This window comes from Amycolatopsis sp. ATCC 39116 (assembly GCF_000231075.2).
Taxonomy (GTDB): domain Bacteria; phylum Actinomycetota; class Actinomycetes; order Mycobacteriales; family Pseudonocardiaceae; genus Amycolatopsis_E; species Amycolatopsis_E tucumanensis.
On the sequence record NZ_AFWY03000066.1, the window covers coordinates 1 to 24,973 of the forward strand.

At 71.3% G+C, this 24,973-nt stretch carries 24 protein-coding genes; 14 read left to right on the top strand and 10 right to left on the bottom strand.

Going from position 1 to position 24,973, the window contains the following annotated elements; all coding sequences use genetic code 11:
* Nucleotides 1-883: 883 nt before the first annotated feature.
* A complete protein-coding gene (locus tag AMY39116_RS0337470; protein ID WP_020422722.1) occupies nucleotides 884-1,429 on the bottom strand; it encodes a TetR/AcrR family transcriptional regulator in 546 nt (181 codons plus the stop codon).
* A gap of 84 nt (nucleotides 1,430-1,513) precedes the next feature.
* On the opposite strand from AMY39116_RS0337470, the gene AMY39116_RS0337475 reads away from it, so the two are divergent.
* Entirely contained in the window at nucleotides 1,514-1,972 is a 459-nt protein-coding gene (locus AMY39116_RS0337475; RefSeq protein WP_020422723.1) for a nuclear transport factor 2 family protein, read from the top strand.
* A 116-nt stretch (nucleotides 1,973-2,088) separates the two neighbouring features.
* Nucleotides 2,089-2,580 (top strand): GNAT family N-acetyltransferase, encoded by a 492-nt coding sequence (locus tag AMY39116_RS0337480; protein WP_027936572.1) that lies wholly within the window; start codon nucleotides 2,089-2,091, stop codon nucleotides 2,578-2,580.
* A 52-nt stretch (nucleotides 2,581-2,632) separates the two neighbouring features.
* Here the strand turns inward: AMY39116_RS0337480 and AMY39116_RS0337485 are convergent, their stop codons facing one another.
* The 4 genes from AMY39116_RS0337485 to AMY39116_RS0337500 all read right to left on the bottom strand — a co-directional run bounded on the left by AMY39116_RS0337485 (nucleotide 2,633) and on the right by AMY39116_RS0337500 (nucleotide 7,710).
* Nucleotides 2,633-3,961, bottom strand: coding sequence for a glycosyltransferase family 4 protein (locus tag AMY39116_RS0337485; protein ID WP_020422725.1), 1,329 nt, complete (start codon nucleotides 3,959-3,961; stop codon nucleotides 2,633-2,635).
* A 671-nt stretch (nucleotides 3,962-4,632) separates the two neighbouring features.
* Nucleotides 4,633-6,114, bottom strand: a complete 1,482-nt coding sequence (locus AMY39116_RS0337490) for a glycoside hydrolase family 57 protein (protein ID WP_020422726.1) — start codon at nucleotides 6,112-6,114, stop codon at nucleotides 4,633-4,635.
* A complete protein-coding gene (locus AMY39116_RS0337495) occupies nucleotides 6,111-6,878 on the bottom strand; it encodes a bifunctional 2-polyprenyl-6-hydroxyphenol methylase/3-demethylubiquinol 3-O-methyltransferase UbiG (protein WP_020422727.1) in 768 nt (255 codons plus the stop codon). The genes AMY39116_RS0337490 and AMY39116_RS0337495 overlap by 4 nt, the downstream gene beginning before the upstream one ends.
* A 22-nt stretch (nucleotides 6,879-6,900) precedes the next feature.
* Nucleotides 6,901-7,710, bottom strand: coding sequence for an ATP-binding protein (locus AMY39116_RS0337500; protein ID WP_020422728.1), 810 nt, complete (start codon nucleotides 7,708-7,710; stop codon nucleotides 6,901-6,903).
* A gap of 142 nt (nucleotides 7,711-7,852) precedes the next feature.
* On the opposite strand from AMY39116_RS0337500, the gene AMY39116_RS0337505 reads away from it, so the two are divergent.
* Entirely contained in the window at nucleotides 7,853-8,281 is a 429-nt protein-coding gene (locus AMY39116_RS0337505; RefSeq protein ID WP_020422729.1) for a hypothetical protein, read from the top strand.
* On the opposite strand, the gene AMY39116_RS46905 is transcribed toward AMY39116_RS0337505, so the two are convergent.
* Nucleotides 8,241-8,411: a hypothetical protein gene (locus AMY39116_RS46905; RefSeq protein WP_017987410.1), complete on the bottom strand. Its 171-nt coding sequence runs from the start codon at nucleotides 8,409-8,411 to the stop codon at nucleotides 8,241-8,243. The two genes, AMY39116_RS0337505 and AMY39116_RS46905, sit on opposite strands and share 41 nt — an antisense overlap.
* Nucleotides 8,412-8,482: 71 nt before the next feature.
* Nucleotides 8,483-9,325, bottom strand: coding sequence for a DegV family protein (locus AMY39116_RS0337515; protein ID WP_020422730.1), 843 nt, complete (start codon nucleotides 9,323-9,325; stop codon nucleotides 8,483-8,485).
* Nucleotides 9,326-9,538: 213 nt separating this feature from the next.
* Here AMY39116_RS0337515 and AMY39116_RS0337520 point away from each other — a divergent pair, with 213 nt between their 5' ends.
* Both AMY39116_RS0337520 and AMY39116_RS0337525 read left to right on the top strand, forming a co-directional pair.
* Nucleotides 9,539-10,324, top strand: coding sequence for an electron transfer flavoprotein subunit beta/FixA family protein (locus tag AMY39116_RS0337520; RefSeq protein WP_020422731.1), 786 nt, complete (start codon nucleotides 9,539-9,541; stop codon nucleotides 10,322-10,324).
* Nucleotides 10,325-10,342: 18 nt separating this feature from the next.
* Nucleotides 10,343-11,299: an electron transfer flavoprotein subunit alpha/FixB family protein gene (locus AMY39116_RS0337525; RefSeq protein WP_020422732.1), complete on the top strand. Its 957-nt coding sequence runs from the start codon at nucleotides 10,343-10,345 to the stop codon at nucleotides 11,297-11,299.
* Between the two features lie 55 nt (nucleotides 11,300-11,354).
* Here AMY39116_RS0337525 and AMY39116_RS0337530 read toward each other — a convergent pair whose 3' ends face one another.
* Complete coding sequence (locus AMY39116_RS0337530; protein ID WP_020422733.1) at nucleotides 11,355-12,503, bottom strand: mechanosensitive ion channel family protein; 1,149 nt, start codon at nucleotides 12,501-12,503, stop codon at nucleotides 11,355-11,357.
* Nucleotides 12,504-12,690: 187 nt separating this feature from the next.
* On the opposite strand from AMY39116_RS0337530, the gene AMY39116_RS0337535 reads away from it, so the two are divergent.
* The 8 genes from AMY39116_RS0337535 to AMY39116_RS0337570 all read left to right on the top strand — a co-directional run bounded on the left by AMY39116_RS0337535 (nucleotide 12,691) and on the right by AMY39116_RS0337570 (nucleotide 21,740).
* A complete protein-coding gene (locus AMY39116_RS0337535) occupies nucleotides 12,691-13,470 on the top strand; it encodes a GNAT family N-acetyltransferase (RefSeq protein ID WP_020422734.1) in 780 nt (259 codons plus the stop codon).
* Entirely contained in the window at nucleotides 13,467-14,351 is an 885-nt protein-coding gene (locus AMY39116_RS0337540) for a 1-acyl-sn-glycerol-3-phosphate acyltransferase (RefSeq protein ID WP_020422735.1), read from the top strand. The genes AMY39116_RS0337535 and AMY39116_RS0337540 overlap by 4 nt, the downstream gene beginning before the upstream one ends.
* Before the next feature lie 222 nt (nucleotides 14,352-14,573).
* Nucleotides 14,574-15,926, top strand: coding sequence for an MFS transporter (locus AMY39116_RS0337545; RefSeq protein ID WP_020422736.1), 1,353 nt, complete (start codon nucleotides 14,574-14,576; stop codon nucleotides 15,924-15,926).
* A gap of 27 nt (nucleotides 15,927-15,953) precedes the next feature.
* On the top strand, nucleotides 15,954-17,150 hold the full coding sequence (locus AMY39116_RS0337550) for a cysteine desulfurase family protein (protein WP_020422737.1): 1,197 nt from the start codon (nucleotides 15,954-15,956) through the stop codon (nucleotides 17,148-17,150).
* Entirely contained in the window at nucleotides 17,150-18,238 is a 1,089-nt protein-coding gene (mnmA, locus tag AMY39116_RS0337555) for a tRNA 2-thiouridine(34) synthase MnmA (RefSeq protein ID WP_027931947.1), read from the top strand. The genes AMY39116_RS0337550 and mnmA overlap by 1 nt, the downstream gene beginning before the upstream one ends.
* A 107-nt stretch (nucleotides 18,239-18,345) precedes the next feature.
* A complete protein-coding gene (locus AMY39116_RS0337560) occupies nucleotides 18,346-18,693 on the top strand; it encodes an STAS domain-containing protein (protein ID WP_020422739.1) in 348 nt (115 codons plus the stop codon).
* Nucleotides 18,694-18,764: 71 nt separating this feature from the next.
* Nucleotides 18,765-19,808 (top strand): chemotaxis protein CheB, encoded by a 1,044-nt coding sequence (locus tag AMY39116_RS0337565; protein WP_020422740.1) that lies wholly within the window; start codon nucleotides 18,765-18,767, stop codon nucleotides 19,806-19,808.
* Between the two features lie 18 nt (nucleotides 19,809-19,826).
* Complete coding sequence (locus tag AMY39116_RS0337570) at nucleotides 19,827-21,740, top strand: CheR family methyltransferase (RefSeq protein WP_020422741.1); 1,914 nt, start codon at nucleotides 19,827-19,829, stop codon at nucleotides 21,738-21,740.
* Here AMY39116_RS0337570 and AMY39116_RS0337575 read toward each other — a convergent pair.
* Together AMY39116_RS0337575 and AMY39116_RS0337580 are read right to left on the bottom strand one after the other, a co-directional pair.
* Entirely contained in the window at nucleotides 21,700-22,467 is a 768-nt protein-coding gene (locus AMY39116_RS0337575; RefSeq protein WP_020422742.1) for an ATP-binding protein, read from the bottom strand. The two genes, AMY39116_RS0337570 and AMY39116_RS0337575, sit on opposite strands and share 41 nt — an antisense overlap.
* Before the next feature lie 68 nt (nucleotides 22,468-22,535).
* Complete coding sequence (locus AMY39116_RS0337580) at nucleotides 22,536-23,147, bottom strand: TetR/AcrR family transcriptional regulator (RefSeq protein ID WP_020422743.1); 612 nt, start codon at nucleotides 23,145-23,147, stop codon at nucleotides 22,536-22,538.
* 75 nt (nucleotides 23,148-23,222) lie between these two features.
* On the opposite strand from AMY39116_RS0337580, the gene AMY39116_RS0337585 reads away from it, so the two are divergent.
* Entirely contained in the window at nucleotides 23,223-24,956 is a 1,734-nt protein-coding gene (locus AMY39116_RS0337585) for an ABC transporter ATP-binding protein (RefSeq protein WP_027936574.1), read from the top strand.
* Nucleotides 24,957-24,973: the final 17 nt, after the last annotated feature.

The following is a 24,973-nucleotide window of genomic DNA, read 5'->3' on the forward strand; positions in this document are numbered from 1 at the left end:
TGCACCCGCCGGGGCGGCGCACGACCCCCGCCCCGCCGGGTGCATCCGCGCGGGATGGCGCATGACCCCCTGGGCCGCCGGGTGCATCCGCCGCGGGGCGGCGCACCACCCCCGGCCCGCGTTGGGTGCACCAGACGCGGGGTGGCGCAAGGCGCTCGGCCGCTGGCGCACCTGACGCGGGTCCGCGCAGCCGACAGATCCCGGCACGCCCCCCGCCCGCCGGTGCACCTCTCGCGTAGGGGCACGCACCAACCACATGCCGCGCTCCCCACGCAGGTCGGCGCACGCGCGCTGGTGCACGCCACACATGCTCCCGACCCCGACGCATGTCGGCACGTCTCCGCCCGCCGGTGCGCCCCTCGCGGGGCGGCGCCCCACCTCCGGCCCGCGTTGGGTGCACCAGACGCGGGGTGGCGCACCGCCCCCGGCCCGCGACGCACCCGACGTATGCCGGCACGCCCCTCGCTCGCCGGTGCCCTCTCGCGCGGGGCGCGCACCACCGGCACGTGCCCTTCCTACGCGCGTCGGTGCACGCACGCCCGGGCACGTCACGCATACCGGCACGGCCCTGGGTGGGGGCGTACCCCGCGCAGGTCAACACGCCTCACGAATGTCGGCTCCCTAGGCATGTGGTGCGTCGCACCCCCGTCGGGCGTACCACAAGCACGCCGACGCGCCATCACGTTGGGCCGCACGCCACCGGCCCCGCCTCTCGGGTGCTCTGTTTGCCTCGCCGAGGTGCGATGGCTGACAGCACGACCCCCAGTCGACGGTGCCACCGCATCCATCTCCCATGGCAGGTGGAGCAGGTGCCGCCCTCTCCCGTAACCACCACTCGACGGCTTCGCTGGTTCACCCAGAAATGGAGATCATCACCCCGGCATCACCGCTCGGCGGAAGCCCGAAGCAGCGCCACCGCCGCAGTCTTGGCGCTCTCGGCGGCTCCCGGATCACCGGTGATGCCCGCGATCACTGTCGCGCCTTCGACCAGCGCGAAGATCTGGTCGCCCAGTTCGTTCGAGCCGGCCAGGGAACGCAAGTAATCCCGGACCAGGTCCTTGTGCTCCCGCACCACCGCCGCGACGCGAGGTGCTCCGTCGCCCAGTTCGCCAAAGGAGTTGATGAACGCGCACCCCCGGAAGTCGTCCTCACTGAACCACCGCCGCAGCCAGTCGAACACCGCCGGGACAGCGTCTTCCGGCGGCCGAGCCGACACGTAGTCCGCCAGCGACCGCCGCCACCGTTCGTCGCGGCGGCGCAGGTAGGCCTCGACGAGATCGCCCTTCGCCGGGAAGCACTGATACAGCCGCTTCAACGAGACGCCCGATCCCGAGCGGATGGCATCCATGCCCACCGCCTGGATGCCGCGCGCGTAGAACAGCTCCTCGGCGGTGTCGAGCAGCCGCACGCGTGCCTCGTCGTGATCCATCCAATCCACCCCTTGCGCGGAGAACGTGCGTTCTCTACCGTAGCGCATCAGCGGAGAACGAGCGTTCTCCAGATTGGGGTTCCCATGTCCGACCGTCCGCCGTTCCCGCCGTTCGACGAAGTCACCGCCGCGCAAAAGGTTCAAGCCGCCGAGGACGCCTGGAACACCAGGGACCCGGAGAAGGTCGCGCTGGCCTACACCCCGGACTCGGTCTGGCGCAATCGGGATCAGCACGTCGTCGGCCGCGACGCGATCGTCGAGTTCCTGCGCCGCAAGTGGGAGCGCGAACTGGACTACGCGCTGCGCAAGGAGCTGTGGGGCTTCCGCGGCAACCGGATCGCCGTGCGCTTCCAGTACGAATGCCACGACGCCGAGGGCCAGTGGTGGCGCAGCTACGGCAACGAGCTCTGGGAGTTCAGCGAGAACGGCCTGATGCGCCGCCGCGAGGCGAGCATCAACGACACCCCCATCACGGAGTCCGAGCGCCGCATCTTCGGCCCCCGCCCGGAATCCGAGCGTGGGCAACTGCTGCCGGTGTTCTGAACGGCGGCGCACAGGACGCGGGCATACCGCGCCGCAACCTGGCCGACGACTCCGGCATCACCTGCGCGACAGCAATTCGATCGACAGGCAACCGGTCGGACTGCGACGGTAGGGGCGTGCGCGTCGTCCCGTTGCCCCCGGCCACCTACCACGCTCTCGCCGCAGGAGATCTCGCCGCGGCGAACCGTGTGGCGCCGGTCGAGTTGACGCCGTACTTCGTGAACCCGCGCTGGCTTCCGGGCTGGGGCCGGGCGAGCACCCGCGTCCGCGCCGACCCGCGGGCCGCCGATTGGCTCGCCGGCGCCATCGCCGGGCCAGTCGGCGTGGTCGGCCGCGCGGGATACCACGGGCCGCCAGACGAGCAGGGCGTCGTCGAGGTGACCTACGAGATCGAGCCGGCTTGGCGCCGTCGCGGTTATGCCCGCGCCGCGCTGGCGGAACTCGTCGCGCGCGCCGTGCGTGAACCGGACGTCCGCGTCGTGCGCGCGGTGATCCGGCCGCACAACACCGTTTCCCAGCGCCTGGTCATGACGAGCGGATTCACCGAGGTGCATGAACCACCACTGCCCGACGGGCCCTGGCTGGTTTTCGAGCGCGTTGTGGACTGATCACAGTCACGCGCGAGGTTGATGGCCGACCGCCGTTGATCGCGGGGCGGCTTCAGCGCGCAGGCTTCCTCGTCCCGCTTTTCCGTGCCGCGGCGGTGGTCTTCCGCTCCACGACCACCGGTGGCGGCTCGGGGTTGAGCACGTTGCCCGTCGGGATCTTGGGGCGTCCCAGCTCGCCGTGCTCGCGGACCCTGGCCTTGCGGTAGACCTCGGCGGTCGTCGCCGCGATGCGAGCCCAGTCGAAGTCGTCGGCGAGGCGGGCCTGCGCGGTGCGCGCACGACTCTCCGCGGCGGCGCGGTCTCGCAGCACCGAGTTCACCGCCGCCGTCAGCGCGGGCACATCCCCGGGTGCGAAGGACAACCCGGTGACCCCGTCGACGACGACCTCGCCCAGCCCACCGGCCGTCGAAGCCACCAGTGGCGCCCGCGCGGCCGCCGCTTCCAGGGCGACGATCCCGAACGGCTCGTACCGGCTCGGCAGCACCACCGCGTCCGCCGCCGCGAGCACTGCCCGCAGCTCCCGGTCGCGCAGGTGCCCGGCGAACTCGACCGCGTGCTGCATCCGCATCCGCCGCGCCTGCTTGACCAGCTCGTCCAGGTGCCGCCCCCGCCCGGCGACCACCAGCCGCGTGCCGCGGTGCGCGCGGCGGATCTTCGGCAGCGCCGACACCAGGTCCTGGACGCCCTTCTCCCACTCCAGGCGCCCGAAGAACAACAGCAACGGCTCGCCACCCGGCGCGTACTTCTCCCGCGCCCGCGCGACCTCGTCCGCCGCGACCTGCCAGCCGCGTTCCTCGATGCCGTTGTGGATCACGGTGATGTCGTCCGCCGACACCTCGAACAGCTTCGCCACCTCGGCGCGCATCGCCTGCGAACACGTGATCAGCGCGTCCGACCGGTTCGCCAGCCACCACTCCACGGAGTGCACCTGCTGGTTCAACGGCTGCGACAACCAGCCCGAATGCCGGCCGGCTTCGGTCGCGTGGATCGTCCCGACCAGCGGGCGCCGCAGCGCGCCGGCCAGGCTGATCGCCGGGTGCGCCACCAGCCAGTCGTGGGCGTGCACGACGTCCGGCTGCCACGACCGGGCCAGCTCCAGGCCAGCGCGCACCATGCCGTGGCCCATCGCCAGCGTCCACGCCACGAGGTCCCGCTCGAACGTCACGTGCATCGGGTCCTCGGCGACGCGGATGATGCGCACACCCTCGACCACCAGGTCCGTCGTCGGGTGCGTGTGGGCGTCGGTGCCTGCCGGGTGCCGGGAGAGGACCACGACCTCGTGCCCGTCCTGGGCGAGGTGCCGGGCCAGCGCGTGCACGTGGCGGGCCAGCCCGCCGACCACGACGGGCGGGTACTCCCAGGACAGCATCAGCACGCGCATGACAGGAGGTTACTCACTGGTCAACTAAGAACTGAACCACCCGACGACGCGCGGTGCCAGCGGGTGATGTCGATCACACGACGAGTTGAGACGTGGTGGTGGACTGCGGTGGGTGGGTGACCGGGGCGGGTCCGGGGAGTGGCCGGTCGGCCCGGGCCGGGTGGTGGGGAGGTGCTGCCGGGCGGCGATGCGCGGCGGGAAGGCGCTGCCGAGCGGGAGGTGGGTGGCCGGCGGCCAGGAGGCGCTGCCGGGCGGATGGTTCGGGTGGTCGGGCGTTGGGGAGGCGGGTGGGGTGAGGTGGCCGCCGGCGGCGACAGGGACGTGGTGCGGGCTCGGCCATCGGCTGGGGTGGGGTGATGCTCCCGGGCGCGCGGGGATTTGCATTGGCCCGTGCGGGCCGGGACGTCGCCGGGCGGTGGCGCCGGGCAGCGGGGCGGGTGAGGTGGCCGCCAGCGGCGGCAGGGGCTGGATGCGGCCTGGGCCAGCGGCCGAGTGGGGTGAAGTTCCCGGGTTGGGGTGAAGCTGCTGGGGTGGTGGGCAGCGATGGGCGGGGATTGCCTCGACCGTGCGGACCGGGGGGTCGCCGGGCGCCGGGGCGGTGGGTGGTTCGGGTTGTCGGACGGCGGGGAGGCGACATCGCGCGGCGGCGCCAGGTTCAGGTTGGCTAGCCCTCAGAGCTGCCGCGCATCCAGCTGCCCGAACGGATTGTCCTCCCGCGCCCAGCGCTCCACCGCCGCCGGAAGCGGACCCCGGCCGATCCAGCCCGCCAGTTCATCGAAACGCGCGGTGTGCACGGCCGCGCGGCGGCGGGCGTAGTCCGCGGCCGAGTCCTTTGTCACCATGAACGCCCAGTCGCTCGACAGGGCCATCGTCGCCTCGCCCACTGCCCAGTCCGCCACCCGGTCGCGCATCTCCGTGCGGGGGAGGGCCAGCAAGCGCTCCTGCAAAGCCGCGTTGTCCGCCACCATGTCGGCCACCTGCTCGCCGTCCCAGACGCGCCAGTCCTTGCCCGAACCCCACGACGATGCGGGCAACTCCACGGGCGCACCGACGAGCCCCGCCGAGACCGCGCCCTGCAGCGTCGTCACCCGCACGCCCGCCTCCGGCAGCGCCCTCAGCACGCCTTCCAGCCACGTGGGACCCTCGTGCCACCAGTGGCCGAACAACTCGGTGTCGTAAGCCGCCACGACCAGCGCCTCCCGGCCGTGCGCAGAACGCAACGCCCGCAGCCGCGACACCACCGTCTCCACGAAATCCTTCACGTGCGTCCGCAGGGTGTCCGCGGCCAGCGCCGGGTCGTACGGCGCCTTCTCCGCGGGCTCCACCTGCTTGCCCGTCACCCGCGACGGCTTCAACCCCACCTCGTGCGCCCACGTGTGGAAATCCCGGTAGTTCGCGTGCCCCGGGTAGCCCGCCCGCGGCGACCACACCCGGTACGTGACCTCCAGATCCCGCCCGAAGCACAACACGTCCGTCGAACCCACCGGCCGCGCGAACGCCGTGTCCCCGTGCAACGCCGGACCGTCCACCAGGAACCGCCGCACGCCGGCCGCCGCGTAGTCCTCCTCCATGCCCGGCGCGTAACCGCACTCCGGCGCCCAGATCCCGTCCGGCCGGTGCCCGATCCGCAACTCGGTGTCCGCCAGGCCGCCCCGCAACATGAACGACCGGACCCGCGGCTGCAGCAACGGCTGGAACGGGTGCGCGTACGGCCCGCCCAGCAACTCCATCACCCCGGAGTCCACAAGGGACCGCAGGACCGGCGAAAAACCGTGCCGCCACCGCGTTTCGAAGTCCTCCAGCGACCACGTCGCCGTGCGGTACTCCGCCGCCGCCAGCTCCCGCAGCAACGGGTCCTCCCGCCACAGCGTCCCGGCCTGCACCGTCCGCAACTGCCAGTGCCCGAGCCACTCGTGGAACGCCCGCAACGCGTACGGGTCGTCCAGCTGCGCCGCGAGCACCGGCGTCACCCCGAGCGTCAGCACGTCCCGCCTGCCCTCCGCCGCGAACCGCCGCAGCAGGTCCACCACCGGCAGGTACGAGTGCGCCCACGCCTGGTACAGCCACTCCTCGCCGACCGGCCACGACCCGTGGTGCGGCAGCCACGGCAGGTGGCTGTGCAGCACCAGGCAGAACGTCCCCTCCCCGGTCACGGCCGCACCGCCACCGCGACCAGGTCCAGGCTCTCGTCCACCCGCTCGCCGTGGATCTCGAAATCCTCAGCGCGGATCGCCGCGACGTCCGCCAGCAGCTCCGGCGGCCACGGCGCCTGCCCCGGCAGGTGTCCCATCACGACTTCCAGCTGCGCGTCGATGATCGACCCGCCGTACCGGGCGTCCAGCTCCCGCACGCCCGGACCGTGGTGCAGGCCGTGCATCAGCTCGACCGCGAAACCCGCCTCGCGCAACAGCGAATCCAGCTCGTCCGCCGCGAGTTCCCTGGTGTGGAACGGGTTCAGCGGCGTGTCGCTGTCCGGGGTGAACGTGATCCGGTTCGGCGTCGTGACCAGCAGCCGACCGCCCGGCCGCAGCACGCGCAGGCACTCCGCCAGGAACGCGCCCTGGTCCCACAGGTGCTCGATCACCTGAAAGTTCGCGACCACGTCGACGGAGCCGTCGCGCAGCGGCAGCTGCACCAGGTTCCCCCGCGCTGTCCACACCTGGGGATAACGCCGGGCGACGTGCTCGGTGGTCGGCTGGTCGTAGTCGAGCGCGAGCACCGACTTCGCCGTCGAGGCGATCAGCCCGGCGCCGTAGCCCTCACCGCAACCGGCCTCCAGCACCACGGCGCCGGCGCACCACGGCAGCAGCGCGTGGTAAGCCGCCTCGTGCCGACGGAACCAGTAGTTCTCCTCGGCGATGCCCGGGACCGTGCGTTCCCCGGTCAGGTGCAGTGCTTCGGCGCGCGACGTACTCACCCCGGGGACACTACTGGGTGAGTCAGGGCCACTTCCGCAGCACGACCGACCACGACGAGGCGTCGACGCGGAACTCGGGCACCGGGTTGCCCGCCTTCGCCATCGCCGAACGGATCCGGAAGATGCCGCGGCCGAAGCGGTTCACGTACCCCAGCGCCTTCATCGCACGCGCCAGGTTCGGGTTGCGGTAGTCGTGCACGCGGTCGAAGTTGTCCGGCCGGACCTGCCCGTACGGGCCGCCGGGGTTGGTCACCTCGATGCGGTCGTCGAACCAGCTGATCCGCACCGGCGCGTGCGAGGTCTCGTAGTTGCGGTGCATCACCGCGTTCATGCACGTCTCCCGCAGCGCCTCCAGCGGGTAGTCCGGCAGCTGCTCCTCGCGGAAGCCCTCGCCGTCGGCCAGCCGCGTCCGCAGGTGGCCGCTGAGCAGCGCGCTCAGCCGCACCGCGGTCTCCACCAGGTTGCCGCGCAGCTCCTGCTGGTCGGCGACCGGCGCGTCCGGGTCCAGGCCCTGGTAGCGGACGAACTGGACGTAGGCGCCGGGCACGTGAGCGCTCGGGTCCCGTCCGATGGTCAGCACGCCGAGCGCGGTCGGCACCCCGCCCGGCGTCGTCAGCCGCAGCCACGCGAGGTCCTTCTCGACGGGACGGGAATTTTCCTCCAGCGCCTCGCTCGCCACGAACGACGGCAGGTAGGTGGTGCGGAACAGGCGCACGTCCAGGTCGGCCTCGGTCGCGGTCGCCACCGGTCTGCTGTCGAAGGGCGCCGCGGCGAAGCGGCGGAGGTCGGGCTGGATGTGCTGGTCGTCCCGGACGCTCGTAGCCGTGTGCACCGTGACGGCTCCCCTCAGTAGCAGCAGTGCGAGCTGAGGCGTAACCCTATCGGGTGAGCAAGCTACTCCGTTACGGTTCCGGTGGAAACGATCCAACAACGGCCGGCTGTCACGTTCCGGACGGCTGCGCAGTCCTCATGGCATGCGACTCGGAATTCTCACACTGCTCGCGCTGACCGGCCTCGTGGTGGGCTTCTGGGCAGCGGTCCTGCCGGAGAGCTTCTATGGCGACTTCCCGGTGATCCGGCCGAGCTGGGTCTCGCTGGACGGCCCCTACAACGAACACCTCATCCGCGACGTCGGCTCGATGTTCCTCGCGCTCGGCGCGGTGACGATCGGGGCGATCGTCGTGCGGACCACGACCGCCGCGCGCCTGGCCGGTGTCGCGTGGCTGGTCTTCTCGGTGCCGCACGCGATCTACCACCTGATGCACCTGCACGTGTTCCAGCCGCTGGACCAGGTGATCAACGCGGTCGCGTTGCCCGGGCTGGCCCTGCTGGCGCTGGCGGTCGTGGTGTTGCCGGGAAAGGTCAGTACGGCCGGCGACCGTGCCCGCTCACGCGTGCCTTGAGCTTGGCGATGGCCGACTTGGCCTGTGCGCGGCGGCGGGGGTCGTTGGCGAACTGCTGCGCCTGCCGGATGGCGCGCTTGCCCTGCGGGGAGTTGGCGAATCGGGCGATCTTGTTGAACAGCGAAGCCATGTCCGTCCTCCGGGGCGGTATGCCGGTTTCGTCACCGGATCAACGGATGGGGTACCCCGCTGGTTCCACGGCTACCCGGGGGAGACGGTGATGCTCAGCGCACCGGGCCCGACGTGCGCGCCGATCACGGTGCTGGCCTCGACGATGCTCAGCTCGGTCACGTTCGGGATCCGCTCGCGCAGCTGCTGGACCAGCATCAGCTCGCGCTCGCTGGGGCGGAAGCAGGAAATCGCCAGGTCGGTGGGCAGATTCCCGGCCCGTGCGGCGGCCAGGTCGACGAGCTTCGCCAGCGCGCGCCTGCTGCCGGCGGCCCGCGCGAGCGGCGCCACTTCGCCGTCGCGCACGGTGAGCAGCGGCTTGATCGACAGCGCGGTGCCCAGCAGCGCGGCCGCGCCGCCGATCCGGCCGCCGCGGCGCAGGTACTCCAGCGTGTCCACGTAGAGCAGTTCGCTGCTGGTCGCGAACCGCCGCTGCGCCGCCTCGATCACGCGCTCGACCCGTCCGCCCGCCGCGGCGGCCCTGGCCGCGGACAGCACGGCGAAGCCGAGGCTCATCCCGGTCGTGCCGCTGTCCAGCGGGTACACCGGGATCTGCACCTGGCGCGCCGCCTCCCGTGCGGACGCCAGCGTCGCCGACATGCGCTCGGAGATGTGCACGCTCACGATCGCGCTCGCGCCGGCCGCGGCGGCGTCCTGGTAGGTCCAGAAGAAGGCGCCGGGATCGGGCGGGTTCGTGCTCACCCGCTGCCCGGCCTTCAGCGCCTCGGTCAGCTCGCCGCGGTCGAACCGGTTCTCCTCGTCGACCTGGTCGCCCACCTGCAGCTGGAGCTGGATGACCGAGATGTCCCACTGCTTGCGCAGCTGCTCCGGCAGGGACGCGGTCGAGTCGGTCACTACGGCGACGTGGTTGGGCACGGGAAGTCAGGTTAGACCGATCGCACCATCCGGGGTAACCCATCCGCGCAAGCGTCCACTCGGAGTAGCCTGGGCGCATCGGAGATAAAGCTGAACGATCGTCCCGATAAATCGGGATTCCGGGTGAATGCCGTCACCTCGGGGCGCGTCGGGGCTGAAATCTCCCTACGCTACCGACCAGTAAGGCTGGTTCAGGGAGGTCGAAGGGGACCAATGACGAACATTGTTGTCCTGGTCAAGCAGGTGCCGGACACCTATTCGGAGCGCAAGCTCTCCGATGGTGACCACACGCTCGACCGCGAGTCCGCCGACGCCGTTCTCGACGAGATCAACGAGAAGGCGGTCGAAGAAGCGCTGAAGATCAAGGAAGCCGGCGAGGGCGAGGTCACCGTGATCTCGGTGGGCCCGGACCGCGCGACCGACGCCATCCGCAAGGCCCTCTCGATGGGCGCGGACAAGGCCATCCACGTCTCGGACGAGGCCCTGCACGGCTCCGACGCCGTGGCCACCGCCAAGGTGCTCGCCGCCGCCGTCGGCAAGGTCGAGGGCTTCGACCTGGTCATCGCCGGCAACGAGGCCTCGGACGGCCGCGCCGGCGCCGTTCCCGCGATGCTGGCCGAGCTGCTCGGGCTGCCGCAGCTGACCCAGGTCCGGTCGCTGACCGTCGAGGGCACCACCGTCAAGGCCGACCGGGAGACCGACGACGGCCTGACCCACCTCGAGGCGAACCTGCCCGCGCTGGTGAGCGTCACCGAGAAGATCAACGAGCCGCGTTACCCGTCCTTCAAGGGCATCATGGCCGCGAAGAAGAAGCCGGTGGAGACCCTGACGATCGCCGACCTCGGCGTCGACGCGGGCGCCGTCGGCCTCGGCAGCGCGCTGTCCACTGTGGTCGAAGCGGCCCCGAAGCCCCCGCGCACCGCGGGTGAGCGCGTCGAGGACGAGGGTGACGGCGGCAGCAAGATCGCCGAGTACCTGGTCGGCCAGAAGATCATCTGAGGCAGGAGCAACGGAGCAATGGCTGAAGTTCTGGTTCTCGTCGACCACCTCAACGGCGAGCTGAAGAAGACCACGTTCGAGGCGCTGACCGCCGCCCGCGAGCTGGGCGAGCCGTCGGCCGTCGTCGTCGGCGCCCCGGGCACCGCCGGCAAGTTCAAGGAGCAGCTGGGCGCTTACGGTGCCCAGAAGGTGTACGTGGCCGAGTCCGAGGACGCCGCGAACTACCTGGTGACCCCGAAGGTCGACGCGCTGGCCAAGCTGGTCGAGCAGGCCTCCCCGGCGGCGGTGATCGTCACCGCGTCCGCCGAGGGCAAGGAGGTCTCCGGCCGTCTGGCGATCCGCGTCGGCGGCGGCCTGATCTACGACGCCGTGGGTGTCAACTCCGACGGCACCGTGGAGCAGTCCATCTTCGGTGGCGCGTACTCGGTGAAGTCGAAGGCCCAGGGCCTGCCGATCATCTCGGTGCGCCCGGGTGCGGTCGAGGCCGCGCAGGCCGAGGGCGCGGCGGCCGAGGAGGCCGTCGAGCTGCCCGCGGTGGACGCCGCCAAGTCGGCGAAGATCACCGGCGTGGAGCCGGTCGTCGGCGGTGACCGCCCCGAGCTGACCGAGGCCACGATCGTGGTGTCCGGTGGCCGCGGTGTCGGTTCGGCCGAGAAGTTCGAGGTCGTGGAGAAGCTGGCCGACTCGCTCGGCGCGGCCGTCGGCGCCTCGCGCGCCGCGGTCGACTCCGGCTACTACCCGGCGCAGTTCCAGGTTGGGCAGACCGGTAAGACGGTGTCGCCGCAGCTGTACGTCGCGCTGGGCATCTCCGGCGCGATCCAGCACCGGGCCGGCATGCAGACCTCGAAGACCATCGTCGCGGTCAACAAGGACCCGGAGGCGCCGATCTTCGAGATCGCCGACTTCGGTGTGGTGGGCGACCTGTTCAACGTCGCGCCGCAGCTGACCGAAGAGGTCACCAAGCGCAAGAGCTGACGTTCGCCTGAAGCCTGAGGGGCCACCGCCGGATTTTCCGGCGGTGGCCCTTTTTTCACGACCGGCCAGGCCCGTGGAAGGCGTGCTCCCGCACCATGCCGTCGACGCTGCCGCCGAACACGCGCGCGTCCTGCTCGGGCGGTTCCTCCTCGGTGCGGCGCGACGGGGTCTCGGGGACGCGCTCGGTCCGCACGCGCGGCACGGCGTATGGGTGCTTGCTCCGCAGCCACTGCACCAGCTGCTCCCGCACCAGGCAGCGCAGGTCCCACAGCGTGCCGGCGTCCACCGCGCTCACCAGCGCCCGCACGCGCACCAGGGTGTGCGTCGCGTCGGTCACCTGCAGCACGCTCACCCGGCCGTCCCACAGGTCGGTCGACTCCAGGATCCGCCGCAGCTCGTCGCGCATCTCGTCGACCGGCATCGTCCAGTCGACGTCCAGCTCCACCGTCCCGAGCAGCGCGGCGTCGCGGCGGGTCCAGTTCTCGAACGGCTGCGACATGAACTGCGCGGTCGGGATGACCAGCCGCCGGTCGTCCCACAGGTGCACCACCAGGTAGGTCAGCGTGATGTCCTCGACGCGGCCCCACTCGTTCTCCACGATCACCACGTCGTCCAGCCGGATGGCGTCGCTGAACGCGATCTGCAGCCCGGCGAACACGTTGCCAAGCAACGACTGCGCGGCCAGCGCGGCGATCGCGCCGATGACGCCGGCCGAGGCCAGCAGGCTGGTGCCCGCCGTGCGCAGCCCGGGGAACGTCATCAGCATCGCGCCGAGCGCGAGCACCGCGATCGCGGCCACGATCACCCGCCGCACCAGCCGGATCTGCGTCTGCATGCGCCGCGCGTGCCGGTTGTCGGCGACGTCGACGCGCCAGCGTCCGAGCATCGTCTGCTCGATCGCGGTCAGCACGCCGGCCAGCAGCCACGCGCCGGTCCCGATCAGCGCCAGCGTCAGCACGTGCGAGGTGGCGTTGCGCCAGGACCCGGTGGGCAACGCGACGAGCACGGTGATGCGCAGGACGATCATCGCGCCGAACCACCGCAGCGGCGCGTGGATGTGCTCGGCGAGCTCACCGAGCACGGTCGCGCGCTGACCGAGCCGCCGCAGGACCCGCCGCAGCACGTACTCGACGGCCAGGAACAGGCCGAACACCACCGCCGCCACGCCGAGCGCCACCACGATCCGCAACCAGCTGCCGGACATCCCTCTCACTTCCGGTCGGCACCACGTTCCGTGAGGCCATACCCCGATCGTGTCGATCTCATGACTTGAGCCTGATCACGCAGGCTTCCTGAGAGAACCCTGAGAACCCGTGGTTCATCCAACGTGCACGAGGTGGTCACGCGATGAACCTCCTGGCGGTTTCCTTCCCGCCGGTACACCTACAGACATGACGCGGTCCCAGTTGCTCGTCAGCACCGACAGCCAGGACGGCCAGCTCCCCGATGGCGCTGCCCGCTACTCCCTCCTCGTCGCCTACGACAACGACGAAGTGGTTGCCGCACAACGGCTCCGCTACCAGGTCTTCGCCGAGGAGATGGGGGCCACCCTGCACTCCGCGCCCGGCGTGGACGCCGACCGGTTCGACGAGTTCTGCGACCACCTCGTGGTGCGCGACGACAACACCGGCGAGATCGTCGGCACCTACCGGATGCTCCCGCCGGGGCGCGCCGAGCGGGCCGGCGGCCTGTACTCCGAAACCGAGTTCGACCTGTCGAACCTCGCCGGCCTGCGGGGCTCCCTCGTCGAGACCGGCCGCTCGTGCGTGCACCCCGACCACCGGACCGGCGCCGTGGTGAGCCTGGTGTGGGCCGGGATCGGGCGGTACATGCTGCTGTCCGGCCACCGCTACCTGGGCGGCTGCGCGTCGGTCCCGCTCACCGACGGCGGCTCCTACGCGGCGGGCGTGTGGGACCTCCTCCGCGCCAAGCACTACGCGCCCGAGTCGCAGCGCGTGACGCCGCTGAACCCGTGGCAGGACGCGGACATCGCGCGCCCGGCCCGCGCCTTGCTGCCGCCGCTGATCAAGGGCTACACCCGCCTCGGCGCGAAGGTGTGCGGCCCGCCCGCGCACGACCCGGACTTCGCCGTCGCCGACTTCTTCACCCTGCTCGACCTGCAGCAGATGGACGAGCGCTACCTCAAGTTCTTCCTCGGGAACCAGGCATGAGCCACCCCTGGATGCCCGTTTCGCCGTGCGGCGACGGGTGCCTGACGCCGGGCGCGCCGTCGGTCGGCGGGGTGCGGCGCGCGCTGCGGTTCACCGCCGCTGCCGGCGTGGTGCTGCTGGCATTCGGGGCCCTGCCGGTGATGTTCGTGCCGCGGTGCCGGAATTCGGTGGCACGGCTGGTGTTCCGCGGTGTGCTGCGGGCGTTCGGGGTGCGGCTGGTGGTCCGGGGCGAGCCGTTGGACAGCGGCGGCCGCGGGGCGCTGGTGGTGAACAACCACATCTCGTGGCTGGACATCGTGGCGGTCAACGCGGTGCGCCCGATGCGCGCGCTGGCGAAGCGGGAGATCGCGGGCTGGCCGGTGCTGGGCACGCTGGTCGCGCGCGGCGGCAGCATCTTCCTGGACCGTGAACGGCTGTCGACACTGCCGTCCACGATCGACCAGCTGGCCGCCGCTCTGCGGGCCGGTTCGCTGGTGAACGTCACACCCGAGGGCACCACGTGGTGCGGCCTGGCGTCCGGCCGGTTCCGCCCGGCGACCTTCCAGGCCGCGATCGACGCCGGTGTCCCGGTGCGGCCGCTCGCGCTGCGCTACCGGATGGCCGACGGCCGCGAGACGACCCAGCCCGCGTTCATCGGGCCGGAGTCGCTGATCGATTCGCTGAAGCGGGTCGCGGCGTTGCGCGGGCTGGTGCTCGAGGTGACCGTGTGCGGGGAGATCGCTCCGGGGCGGGCGGCGGATCGGCGGGAGTTGGCTGCGCTGGCTGAGGCTTCCGTGCAGGCTGCGTTGGGGAATGTGGCTTTGCCTTCGCAGCGGGGCTCCGTTGGGCGGCGCTACGCGGGTGTTGAGGGCGCCGGGCTTCGCTTCGCTACGCCCGGATGAGAAGAAGCCCCTTCCGAACCCGATCTTGAATTGTTCGGTTGCCGAGACACCGCGTCAAGGCGGGAAAGCGTGCCTTGACTCGGTGGCTCGGCAACCGATTTGGCTGGGGATCGGGTTGCGGGAGGGGAGTGGTTCGGGGGGTTTGGTGCGTTCCGTTGCTGGGCGGCGGGTTTTGTGGCTGGTTCTTGACCTCCAGTGTGGTGGAGGTTGCAGCCTGAACTCATGATCGTCGAAGCCCGGTCGCGGGGGGTGCTGTGGACGGCCGAGCACCGGACGACCACCGTGGCCAGCCTGCTCGTCGTCACCCTCATCGCGTTCGAGAGCATGGGCGTCGCCACCGCGATGCCCACCATGGTCGCCGACCTGGAGGGGCAGCGGCTCTACTCCTGGCCGTTCACCGCGTTCCTCGTCGCCAGCGTCGTGGCGACCGTGTTGTCCGGGCGGGTCTGCGACCGCCGTGGGCCAGCGATTCCCATGATCGCCGGGCCCGGGCTGTTCCTCGCCGGGCTGGTCGTCGCCGGGACCGCCACCGACATGGCGTTCCTGCTCGCCGGTCGCGTCCTCCAGGGGCTCGGCTCCGGCATCGTCCTGGTCGCCGTCTCGCTGCTGATCGCGCTCGTCTACACCGACCGGGAACGACCCGTCATGTACGCGGCCAACGCGGCGGCCTGGGTGCTGCCCGCCGTCGTCGGGCCGACCGTCGCCGGCCTCATCACCGAGCACCTCGGCTGGCGCTGGGTGTTCCTCGGCCTCGTGCCGCTGGCCCTGGTCGGCCTGCTGATGCTGATCCCGGTCGCGCGACGGCTCACCCACACCGCGGGCGCCGGACAACGCCGCGCCGGGGTCCTGGTGGCCCTCGCCGCCGCGGCCGGGGTCGCCGCGCTGACCTGGGCCGCCCAGCACCCCAGCCCCGCCGCGCTCGGCTACGGCGCGGCCGGCCTCCTCGCGCTCGCCATCGCCGTCCGCCGCCTCGTGCCGCCGGGGACGGTCACCGCGCGGCCCGGCCTGCCGACGGTCGTCGCCTCGCGGGCGCTGCTCGGCGGCGCCTTCGCCGGGATGGAGGCCTACCTCCCGCTGGCCATGGCCACCGTCCACGGCTACAGCCCGGCACTGGCCGGGCTCCCGCTGACGGCCTCCGCGCTCACCTGGTCCGCGGCCTCCGCCGTGCAGGGCCGCCATCCGGACTGGTCCCGCGAGAAGCTGCTGCGCGCCGGGTTCGGGATGGTCGCCGTCGCCGTGCTGCTGTTCGGGTTCGTCGCGCAGCCGTGGTTCCCCGGCTGGCTCGCGTTCGCCGCGTGCCTGCTCGGCGGGGCGGGCATGGGCATCTCCTACCCGTCGATCTCCCTGCTGTTGCTGCGGTTCTCACCCGAGCACGAGCGCGGGTTCAACACCTCGGCCATGCAGCTGGGCGACTGGGTCACCTCGGCGCTGACCGTCGGCTTCGGCGGGGTCCTGCTCGGCCTGCTCGCCTCGGCGCACGAGCCCGCGCCCGCCCTGGGTGTGCTCGCGCTCACGCTCGCCGCGCTCGCCGTGGTGGGCGTCGTCATCACCCGGCGGTGGCCCACACGCGAGTGATACCGCACGGTCTACCCTGGTAGTGCGATGACCTATCTCGACCACGCGGCGACCACCCCCATGTCGCCGTCCGCCATTGCGGCGATGAGCGAGGCGCTGTCCACGGTGGGCAACGCCAGCTCGCTGCATTCCTCCGGCCGCCGCGCGCGGCGGGCCGTCGAGGAAGCGCGGGAGGTCATCGGCGAGGCGCTGGGCGCCCGTCCGTCCGAAGTCATCTTCACCGCGGGCGGCACGGAAAGCGACAACCTCGCGGTCAAGGGCATCTACTGGGCGCGCCAGGCCGCCGACCCGAAGCGCCGCCGCGTCCTGGCGAGCGCGGTCGAGCACCACGCCGTGCTGGACGCGGTGCAGTGGCTCGCCGACCACGCCCAGGCCGAGGTCACCTGGCTCGACGTGGACGAACACGGCCGCGTGCTGCCGGAGACCGTGCGCAAGGCCATCGAGGCCGACCCGGACGACGTGGCGCTGGTCACCGTCATGTGGGCGAACAACGAGGTCGGCACGGTCAACCCGATGGCCGAGCTCGCGGCGATCTGCGCGGAGCACGAAATCCCGCTGCACACCGACGCCGTGCAGGCCGTCGGCGCTGTCCCGGTGCACTTCGCGGACAGCGGCGTCAGCGCGCTCACCCTCACCGGGCACAAGCTCGGCGGCCCCTACGGCGTCGGCGCGCTCGTGCTGTCCCGCGACACCGAGTGCGTGCCGCTGCTGCACGGCGGCGGCCAGGAGCGCGACGTCCGCTCCGGCACGCTCGACGTGCCCGCCATCCGCGCGTTCGCGACGGCCGTCGAGGAAGCGGTGCGCGAGCAGCCCCGCTACGCCGAGCGGGTCGGCGGCCTGCGGGACGCGCTCATCGAGGCCGTCCGGCGCGAGGTGCCGGACGTGATCCTCAACGGCATGCCGACGGGCGAGGGCAGACTGCCCGGCATCGCGCACTTCACGTTCCCCGGCTGCGCGGGCGACAGCCTGCTGATGTTGCTGGACGCCAAGGGCATCGAGTGCTCGACCGGCTCGGCGTGCACCGCGGGGGTCGCGCAGCCCAGCCACGTGCTGCTGGCGATGGGCGCCGACGCCGCGTCGGCCCGCGGCTCGCTGCGGTTCTCCCTCGGGCACACGTCCACTCCGGACGACGTGGACGCGGTGGCCCGGGAGATCGCGGCGGTGGTCGCGCGGGCGCGGCAGGCCGGGCTGTCCGGGCTGCGCAAGAACAAGCAGGAGGTGTGATGCGGGTACTGGCCGCGATGAGCGGGGGAGTGGATTCGGCCGTGGCGGCGGCCCGCGCGGTGGAGGCCGGGCACGACGTGGTCGGCGTGCACCTGGCGCTGTCGGCCAAGCCGGGCACCCTGCGCACCGGCTCGCGCGGGTGCTGCACGATCGAGGACTCGCACGACGCGCGTCGCGCCGCGGACATCCTCGGCATCCCGTTCTACGTCTGGGACTTCGCCGAGCGGTTCACCGAGGAGGTCATCGAGACCTTCGTCGGCGAGTACGCCGCGGGCCGCACCCCCAACCCGTGCGTCACCTGCAACGAGAAGATCAAGTTCGAGGCGCTGCTGGAGAAGGCGATCGCGCTCGGCTTCGACGCCGTCGCCACCGGCCACTACGCCCGGCTGTCCGTTGTGGACGGTGTGCCGGAGCTGCGCAGGGCGGTCGACCCGGACAAGGACCAGTCCTACGTGCTGGCCTCGCTGACGCCGGAGCAGCTGCGCCACTCGATGTTCCCGGTCGGCGACACTCGCAAGCCGGACATCCGCGCGGAGGCCGAACGCCGCGGCCTCGCCGTCGCCCGCAAGCCGGACAGCCACGACATCTGCTTCATCCCCGACGGCGACACGAAGAAGTTCCTGGAGAAGCGCCTCGGCCAGCGGCCAGGCGACCTCGTGGACGCCGAGACCGGCGCCGTGCTGGGCCGCCACACCGGTGTGCACGGCTTCACCATCGGGCAGCGCAAGGGCCTCGGCATCGACCGCTCGGTGCTGGACGGCAAGCCGCGGTACGTGCTGGCGCTGGAGCCGGTCTCCGGCACGGTCAAGGTCGGCTCGGCCGACGCGCTCACCGTCCGCGAGATCCGCGCCGACCGCCCGGTGTGGCCCGCGGGGCCGCTCGACGGCCCCACCGAATGCGTGGTCCAGGTCCGTGCGCACGGCGGCCTCGGCGAGGCCGTCGCCGAGGTGGACGGCGACCAGGTGCGGATCCAGTTGCGTGAACCGCTCACCGGCGTCGCCCCCGGCCAGGTCGCCGTGCTCTACCGGCCGGACGCGGCAGGCGACGTCGTGCTGGGCAGCGCGAAGATCGCAGCAACCGACGGGTAACCCCCGATGCGGTGAACTGAGTGGCTGTTCGGTTTAACCCGGCGGCGCTAGCATCGTGGTCCGGTTCCGGCCGGAGACACGACCACGTTGCCGAGGGGGCGAACCTGGTGTCCGACGAGCCGCGCACACCGCTCACCGAGCGGCTGCTGGACCTCGCGGTCGAGTACCGGTCCGGGGCGGCCGTCGTCCGCGCGACCGGCGAGATCGATCTCTCCACCGCGCCGCGGCTCGCCGAGACACTCGCCGATCAGCCCGGCACGGTCGTGCTCGACCTGACCCGGGTGGCGTTTCTCAGCGCCGCCGGCGTGCAGGCGATGCTCGACGTGCGCGCACGCGGCCGGGAGCTGCGGCTGGTCGCGCCGCCCGGCTGCCGCGCGAACCGCGTCCTCGACCTCGCCGGCGTGACCTCGGTCCTGACCCGTTACGAGTCCGTGTGCGACGCCGTGGCTCCATGATCTGCTGACCACCGCGAAAGGGTCTACCGTCGGAGGTGCGGAGTCGGGACCCTCTCGGAAGGCGCATTCTGGTGGCCGAACGGTTCAGGGACATCGTCGTCGTCGGCGCTTCGGCAGGCGGCGTCGAGGCGCTGCGCGCCTTCGTCGGCGGCCTTCCCGCTGACCTGTCCGCGGCGGTCCTGGTCGTGCTGCACCTGCCACCCGGCGGGGCCAGCGCGCTGCCCGCGATCCTGAGCCGGTCCGGCTCGCTGCCCGCGGTGGCGGCCCGTTCGGGCGAGCCGCTGCGCCACGGGAGGATCTACGTGGCGCCGCCGGACCACCACCTGCTGGTCGAGGACGGCGCGTGCCGGCTCTCCCGCGGCCCCACCGAGAACGGGTACCGGCCGGCGATCGACGCCTTGTTCCGGTCCGCGGCACTCGCGCACGGTCCCGCGGTGATCGGCGTCGTGCTCTCCGGCTCGCTCGACGACGGCTCCGCCGGGCTGGACACCATCAAGTCCCGCGGCGGGCTCGCGATCGTGCAGGACCCGGAGGACGCGATCTACCCGGCGATGCCCGAGAACGCGATGGCCAGGGTGTCCCCGGACCACGTCGTCCCAGCCGTGGAGATCGGCGGCGTGCTGGCCGACCGGGTGCGGGAGCCGGTCGAGGCGCGTGACGGCGAACCCCTTCCCCTGATCGAGGAGATCGAAGCACGCATCGCCCGGTCCGACGGTCCGGGCAACGCGGTGTCGCTGGAGGTGCTCGACGTGTCCGAGCCATCGGGCCTCGCTTGCCCGGACTGCCAGGGCGTGCTGTTCACACTCGACAAGGAGGGCACCCGGTACCGCTGCCGGGTCGGCCACGCCTGGACGGCGAAAGCCTTGTTCCAGCAGCAGTCCCGCGACATCGAGCAGGCGCTGTGGGCGGCTCTGCGCGCACTCGAGGAGAAGCGGGACCTGGCGGGCCGGATGACGCAGGACGCCGAACGCCGCGGTTACCCCCTGGTCGCCGGGCGCTACTCCCGGCACCGCGACGAAGCCGGCCACGCGGCGACGGTGCTGCGGAAGTTCCTGTTCGAGGGACTGCCCACCGTGACGGACCTGCCGGACGGCGCCTCGGACGAGACCGCCTGACCTTGTAAGGTCCGCACCGTGAACGAGCAGATCGAGCCCGCGACGGACGAGGGTTTCGAGGCCATCCTCGAATACCTGAAGGAAACGCGCGGTTTCGACTTCACCGGGTACAAGCGCAGCAGCCTCATGCGCCGGGTCGCACGGCGGCTGAGCATCGTCGGCTGCGAGGACTACGCCAGCTACCTCGACCACCTGCAGGCCAACAGCGACGAGTTCGGCGCGTTGTTCAACACGATCCTGATCAACGTCACGAACTTCTTCCGCGACCCCGACGCCTGGGACTACCTGCAGTCGGACATCGTGCCGATGATCCTCGCCGAGCGCTCGCCCGACGACCAGATCCGGGTGTGGAGCGCGGGCTGCGCCTCCGGCGAGGAGGCCTACAGCCTGGCCATCGTGCTGGCCGAGGCGCTGGGGCTGGAGCAGTTCCGGCAGCGGGTCAAGATCTACGCCACCGACGTCGACGAGGAGGCACTGGCCCAGGCCCGGCAGGCCGCCTACACCGCCAAGGATCTGGAAGACCTCCCCTCGGAGTACCTGCACCGCTACTTCGAGCGCAGCGCGGGCCGGTACGTCTTCCACAAGGACCTGCGCCGGTCGGTGATCTTCGGCCGCAACGACCTGGTCCAGGACGCGCCCATCTCCCGCATCGACCTGCTCGTCTGCCGCAACACCCTGATGTACTTCACGGCCGACACGCAGACGAACATCCTGCGGAAGCTGCACTTCGCGCTCGTGCCGCGCGGGGTGTTGTTCATGGGCAAGGCGGAAATGCTGCTGTCGCACAGCCGCATCTTCGAGCCGGTGAACCTGCGGTACCGGATCTTCCGGAAGGTACCGACGGGGATCGGCGGCTCCTCGCCGTTCAGCCACCCTCTGATGCCGGAACGCCGGAACTCGCTGGACCAGATCGACGAACTGCGCGCGCTCACGTTCGACTCGAACCCGGTCGCGCAGATCGTGGTGACGGCCGATGACGTCGTCGCACTGGCCAATCGGCAGGCGCAGCAGGTGTTCGGCCTGACCGACCGCGACATCGGCCGCCCGCTGCGGGACCTGGAGATCTCCTACCGGCCGGTCGAGCTCCGCGCCTACATCGAGCAGGTTCGCGCCGAGCGGCGGGCCGTGCGGGTCAAGGACGTCGAGTGGCAGCGCGGGCCCGGTGAGATGCTGGCGCTGGAACTGCACATCAACCCGCTGATCTCGCTGTCCGACGACGTCGTCGGAGTGTCCGTGGTGTTCCACGACGTGACGACGAATCACCGCCTGCTCGCCGAGCTGGCGAGTGCGAACCGGCAGCGCGAGAGCGCCTACGAGGAGCTGCAGTCCACGACCGAGGAGCTGGAGACCACGAACGAGGAACTCCAGTCCACGGTGGAGGAGCTGGAGACGACGAACGAGGAACTCCAATCGACGAACGAGGAACTGGAGACCACGAACGAAGAACTCCAGTCCACCAACGACGAGCTGCAGTCGATCAACAACACGTTGCGGGACCGCACCAGCGAACTGGACGACGTGAACGAGTTCCTGGAGTCGGTCCTGACCTCGCTGCAGGCCGGTGTCGTGGTCGTCGACCAGGAGATGCGCGTGGTCGCCTGGAACGCGGGCGCGGAGGACCTGTGGGGGCTTCGCTCGGAAGAGGCCGAGGGCGAGCACCTGCTGAACCTCGACATCGGGCTGCCGGTCGCCGAGCTTCGCCCGGTGGTGCGGCCCGCCCTCGCCGACGCGTCCTTCACCGAGCGGATCGTGCTGAAGGCGATCAACCGGCGTGGGCGCCCGGTGACGGTGCGGATCGCTTGTGGCGCGTTGCGCAACCGCCGCGGCGAATCGGCGGGCGCGATCCTGGTGATGGAAACCCTCGACGGAATCTCGGACTCGCTGCCGGACGTCAAACAGGGAACGGCGCGAGGCGACGGGGACCGACGCTGAGCACGGCCCAGACGATCTTCCCGCCGTCCTGGGCGGGGGAGCAGCCCCATGCCCGGGACAGGGCGGAGATGACCTGCAGGCCGTAGCCCTGCAGGCGTCCGCTCGGCCGTTGCCGCAGGACGGCCGGGTGCGGGTCCTCGTCGCGGACGGCGACGGTCAGGTAACCCGCGTGCAGCTCGAGCCGGACCTCGAGCGCCGTGCCCGCGTGCGTGATCGCGTTCTCGACCAGTTCGGTGGTGACGCCGAGCGCGTCCTCCAGCCGGTGCTTGACGTTCCACTCGCGACAGGTCTCCTGGACGAACGCCCGGGCGCCGTGCGAGCTGCTGGGAAGCGGGAGGAAGACGGCCCTCCGCCGTCGCCGGGGCGGCGGTTCGGCCACTGCGTCGACCGCCGCGTCGAGCGAAGAGTGGACCGGGACGAAGCGGCGAATGGCGCTGCCGGCGATCATCCGGTGCCGCTGCGGATCGTGCACGACGAGCAGCACCGGCACGGCCGGCCATGCGTCGGTGCGCATCCGCACCGAAGAGAAGACGGTCAGTGCGGGCTCGCTGACCACGTCCAGTTCGTCGACCTGGACGATCAACGCCCGCGGCTGGTCCAGCGTCAGCTTGATCAGGTTGTCCCGTAGCTCACCGTAGGTATGTGCGTTGAGCCGGCCGGTGAGATCGACGACCGCGCATCCGGCAACCGTCCGTTGCCGGATGAGGACCCGTCCAGCGGTGCTCATTCTGCCGACACCGCCTCCACGCTTCTCGTCGGTTGTGTCAGCGGGGTGGTACCCCGCCGGAGGGCCGGTCATTCCTCCTCATCGAACTCCTTGTGCGCCAATCCACGCAACAGGGGGAGGAAGATTTCGTCGACAATCTCGGTAATCGTTTTCTCGTCGATTTCCCCGTGCTGGAAGATGGCTTCGGCGCGGACGAGGTCGAGGGGGACGCGTGCGACGCGCGGGGTGATCTCGACGGGCGGGAGTTCGCCGCGCGCCACGGCCCTGCGCACGATGGTTTCGAAGGTGGGGCGGTGTTTCGCGGCCGCTATCTGCTTCAGCAGCAAAGCGAAAACGTCGGGGTCGCGAACCGTTTCGCTCATCAGTCCGACCAGCACATCGCGCGGCGTGTCCTGAAATCGGTGCAACAATCGATGCAGGAATGCCAGCAAATCCGAGCGGAGGTCGCCGAGGTCGGGCGGGTTGTCGGCGTCCGGGATGTGACGGCGCCACGCGGCGAGGACCAATTCGGGACGTCCGGGCCAGCGCCGGTAGACCACCGGTTTGCTGGTGCCCGCGCGGGCCGCGACGCCTTCCATCGTCAGCTTGGCGTACCCGACCTCGACGAGTTCGGCCCACGCGGCGTCCAGGATCGCGGCCTCCAGTTCGGCCCCGTGGCGCCTCGACTTGGGCTCCGGCACCCGCCCTCCTAAAAACGTTGCGTTTCTTACGGGCGTAGCCTACACAGTGGATACCGACCGTTCCTAGGGGGAATCGTGCTCAACCGGATATTGCGGACATTCCTGCGTCCGTACTGGCGAGCGCTCGCCGCGGTGGTGGTGCTGCAGCTCGCGGGCACCATCGCGTCGTTGTACCTGCCGAGCCTCAACGCGGACATCATCGACCACGGTGTCGCCACCGGCGACACCGGTTACATCCTCTCCGCGGGCGGGTGGATGCTGGCCGTGACGCTGCTGCAGATCGCCTGTTCCGTCGCGGCGGTGTACTTCGGTGCGCGCAGTGCGGCCGGTTTCGGGCGCGACGTGCGCGCCGCCGTTTTCCACCGCGTCGGCGGGTTTTCCGCGCGCGAGGTGGCGCAGTTCGGCGCGCCGTCGCTGATCACCCGCACCACCAACGACGTGCAGCAGGTGCAGCTGATCGTGGTGCTGGGCTGCACGATCCTGATCGTGGCGCCGATCATGTGCGTCGGCGGCATCGTGCTCGCGCTGCGGCAGGACGTCGGGCTGTCCTGGCTGCTGCTGGTCGCGGTGCCGGTGCTGCTGGCCGCCATCGGGCTCGTGGTGTGGCGCATGGTGCCGCAGTTCCGGCTCATGCAGACCCGCATCGACCGCGTCAACCGCGTGCTGCGGGAACAGCTTTCCGGCATCCGCGTGGTGCGGGCGTTCGTGCGCGAGCGGGACGAAGTGCGCCGGTTCGCCGTCGCCAACAACGAGCTGACCGTCACCGCGCTGCGGGTCGGCCGCCTGCAGGCGGTCATCTTCCCGACGGTGCTGCTGGTGATGAACGCCAGCAGCGTCGCCGTGCTGTGGTTCGGCGCGCACCGCGTGGCGAGCGGCGAGATGCAGATCGGGGCGCTCACGGCGTTCCTGAACTACCTGATCCAGATCCTCATGTCGGTCACCATGGCCACTTTCATCGCGACGCTGGTCCCGCGCGCGTCCGTGTGCGCCGAGCGGATCGCCGAGGTGCTGGACACCGAGTCGTCGGTGCGGCCGCCGCTGCGCCCGGTGCGGGAGGTCGCCGAGCGCGGTGCCGTCGAGTTCCAGGGGGTCGAATTCCGCTACCCGGGCGCGGACGCCCCGGTGCTGCGGGACATCGCGTTCCGCGCCGAGGCCGGGAAGACCACCGCGATCATCGGCAGCACCGGCGCCGGCAAGACGACGCTGCTGTCGCTGGTGCCGCGGCTGTTCGACGCGACCGCCGGGCGCGTCCTGGTCGACGGCGTGGACGTGCGGGAACCCGACCCGGACGTGCTGTGGAGCCGGATCGGACTGGTGCCGCAGCGGCCGTACCTGTTCACCGGCACCGTGGCGAGCAACCTGCGCTACGGGAAACCGGACGCCACCGACGAAGAACTGTGGGAGGCGCTGGAGATCGCGCAGGCGCGGGAGTTCGTGTCGGAGATGCCCGGCGGACTGGACGCCCCGATCGCGCAGGGCGGCACGAACGTCTCCGGCGGGCAGCGGCAGCGGCTCGCGATCGCGCGGGCGCTGGTGCGCAAACCCGAGGTGTACCTGTTCGACGACTCGTTCTCGGCGCTCGACCTCGCCACCGACGCCCGGCTGCGCGCCGCGCTCGCCCCGCACACCGCGGAGGCGGCGGTGATCGTGGTGGCGCAACGGGTTTCCACGATCGTCGGCGCCGACCAGATCGTGGTGCTGGAGAACGGGGAGATCGTCGGGCTGGGCACGCACGCGGAGCTGCTGCGCGACTGCCCCACCTACCTCGAAATCGTGGAGTCCCAGCTCACCGCGGAGGAAGCGGCGTGACCAGACCAGGTTTTCCC

Excerpts from the sequence above, each read along its gene's own strand:
- AMY39116_RS0337530 (WP_020422733.1), bottom strand. The coding sequence starts at position 12,503 with ATGTCCGGCAGCTGGTTGCGGATCGTGGTGGCGCTCGGCGTGGCGGCG.
- AMY39116_RS0337540 (WP_020422735.1), top strand. The coding sequence starts at position 13,467 with ATGAGCCACCCCTGGATGCCCGTTTCGCCGTGCGGCGACGGGTGCCTG.
- AMY39116_RS0337545 (WP_020422736.1), top strand. The coding sequence starts at position 14,574 with ATGATCGTCGAAGCCCGGTCGCGGGGGGTGCTGTGGACGGCCGAGCAC.
- AMY39116_RS0337525 (WP_020422732.1), top strand. The coding sequence starts at position 10,343 with ATGGCTGAAGTTCTGGTTCTCGTCGACCACCTCAACGGCGAGCTGAAG.
- AMY39116_RS0337485 (WP_020422725.1), bottom strand. The coding sequence starts at position 3,961 with ATGCGCGTGCTGATGCTGTCCTGGGAGTACCCGCCCGTCGTGGTCGGC.
- AMY39116_RS0337505 (WP_020422729.1), top strand. The coding sequence starts at position 7,853 with ATGCGACTCGGAATTCTCACACTGCTCGCGCTGACCGGCCTCGTGGTG.
- AMY39116_RS46905 (WP_017987410.1), bottom strand. The coding sequence starts at position 8,411 with ATGGCTTCGCTGTTCAACAAGATCGCCCGATTCGCCAACTCCCCGCAG.
- AMY39116_RS0337575 (WP_020422742.1), bottom strand. The coding sequence starts at position 22,467 with ATGAGCACCGCTGGACGGGTCCTCATCCGGCAACGGACGGTTGCCGGA.
- AMY39116_RS0337550 (WP_020422737.1), top strand. The coding sequence starts at position 15,954 with ATGACCTATCTCGACCACGCGGCGACCACCCCCATGTCGCCGTCCGCC.
- AMY39116_RS0337475 (WP_020422723.1), top strand. The coding sequence starts at position 1,514 with ATGTCCGACCGTCCGCCGTTCCCGCCGTTCGACGAAGTCACCGCCGCG.
- AMY39116_RS0337470 (WP_020422722.1), bottom strand. The coding sequence starts at position 1,429 with ATGGATCACGACGAGGCACGCGTGCGGCTGCTCGACACCGCCGAGGAG.
- AMY39116_RS0337535 (WP_020422734.1), top strand. The coding sequence starts at position 12,691 with ATGACGCGGTCCCAGTTGCTCGTCAGCACCGACAGCCAGGACGGCCAG.
- AMY39116_RS0337520 (WP_020422731.1), top strand. The coding sequence starts at position 9,539 with ATGACGAACATTGTTGTCCTGGTCAAGCAGGTGCCGGACACCTATTCG.
- mnmA (WP_027931947.1), top strand. The coding sequence starts at position 17,150 with ATGCGGGTACTGGCCGCGATGAGCGGGGGAGTGGATTCGGCCGTGGCG.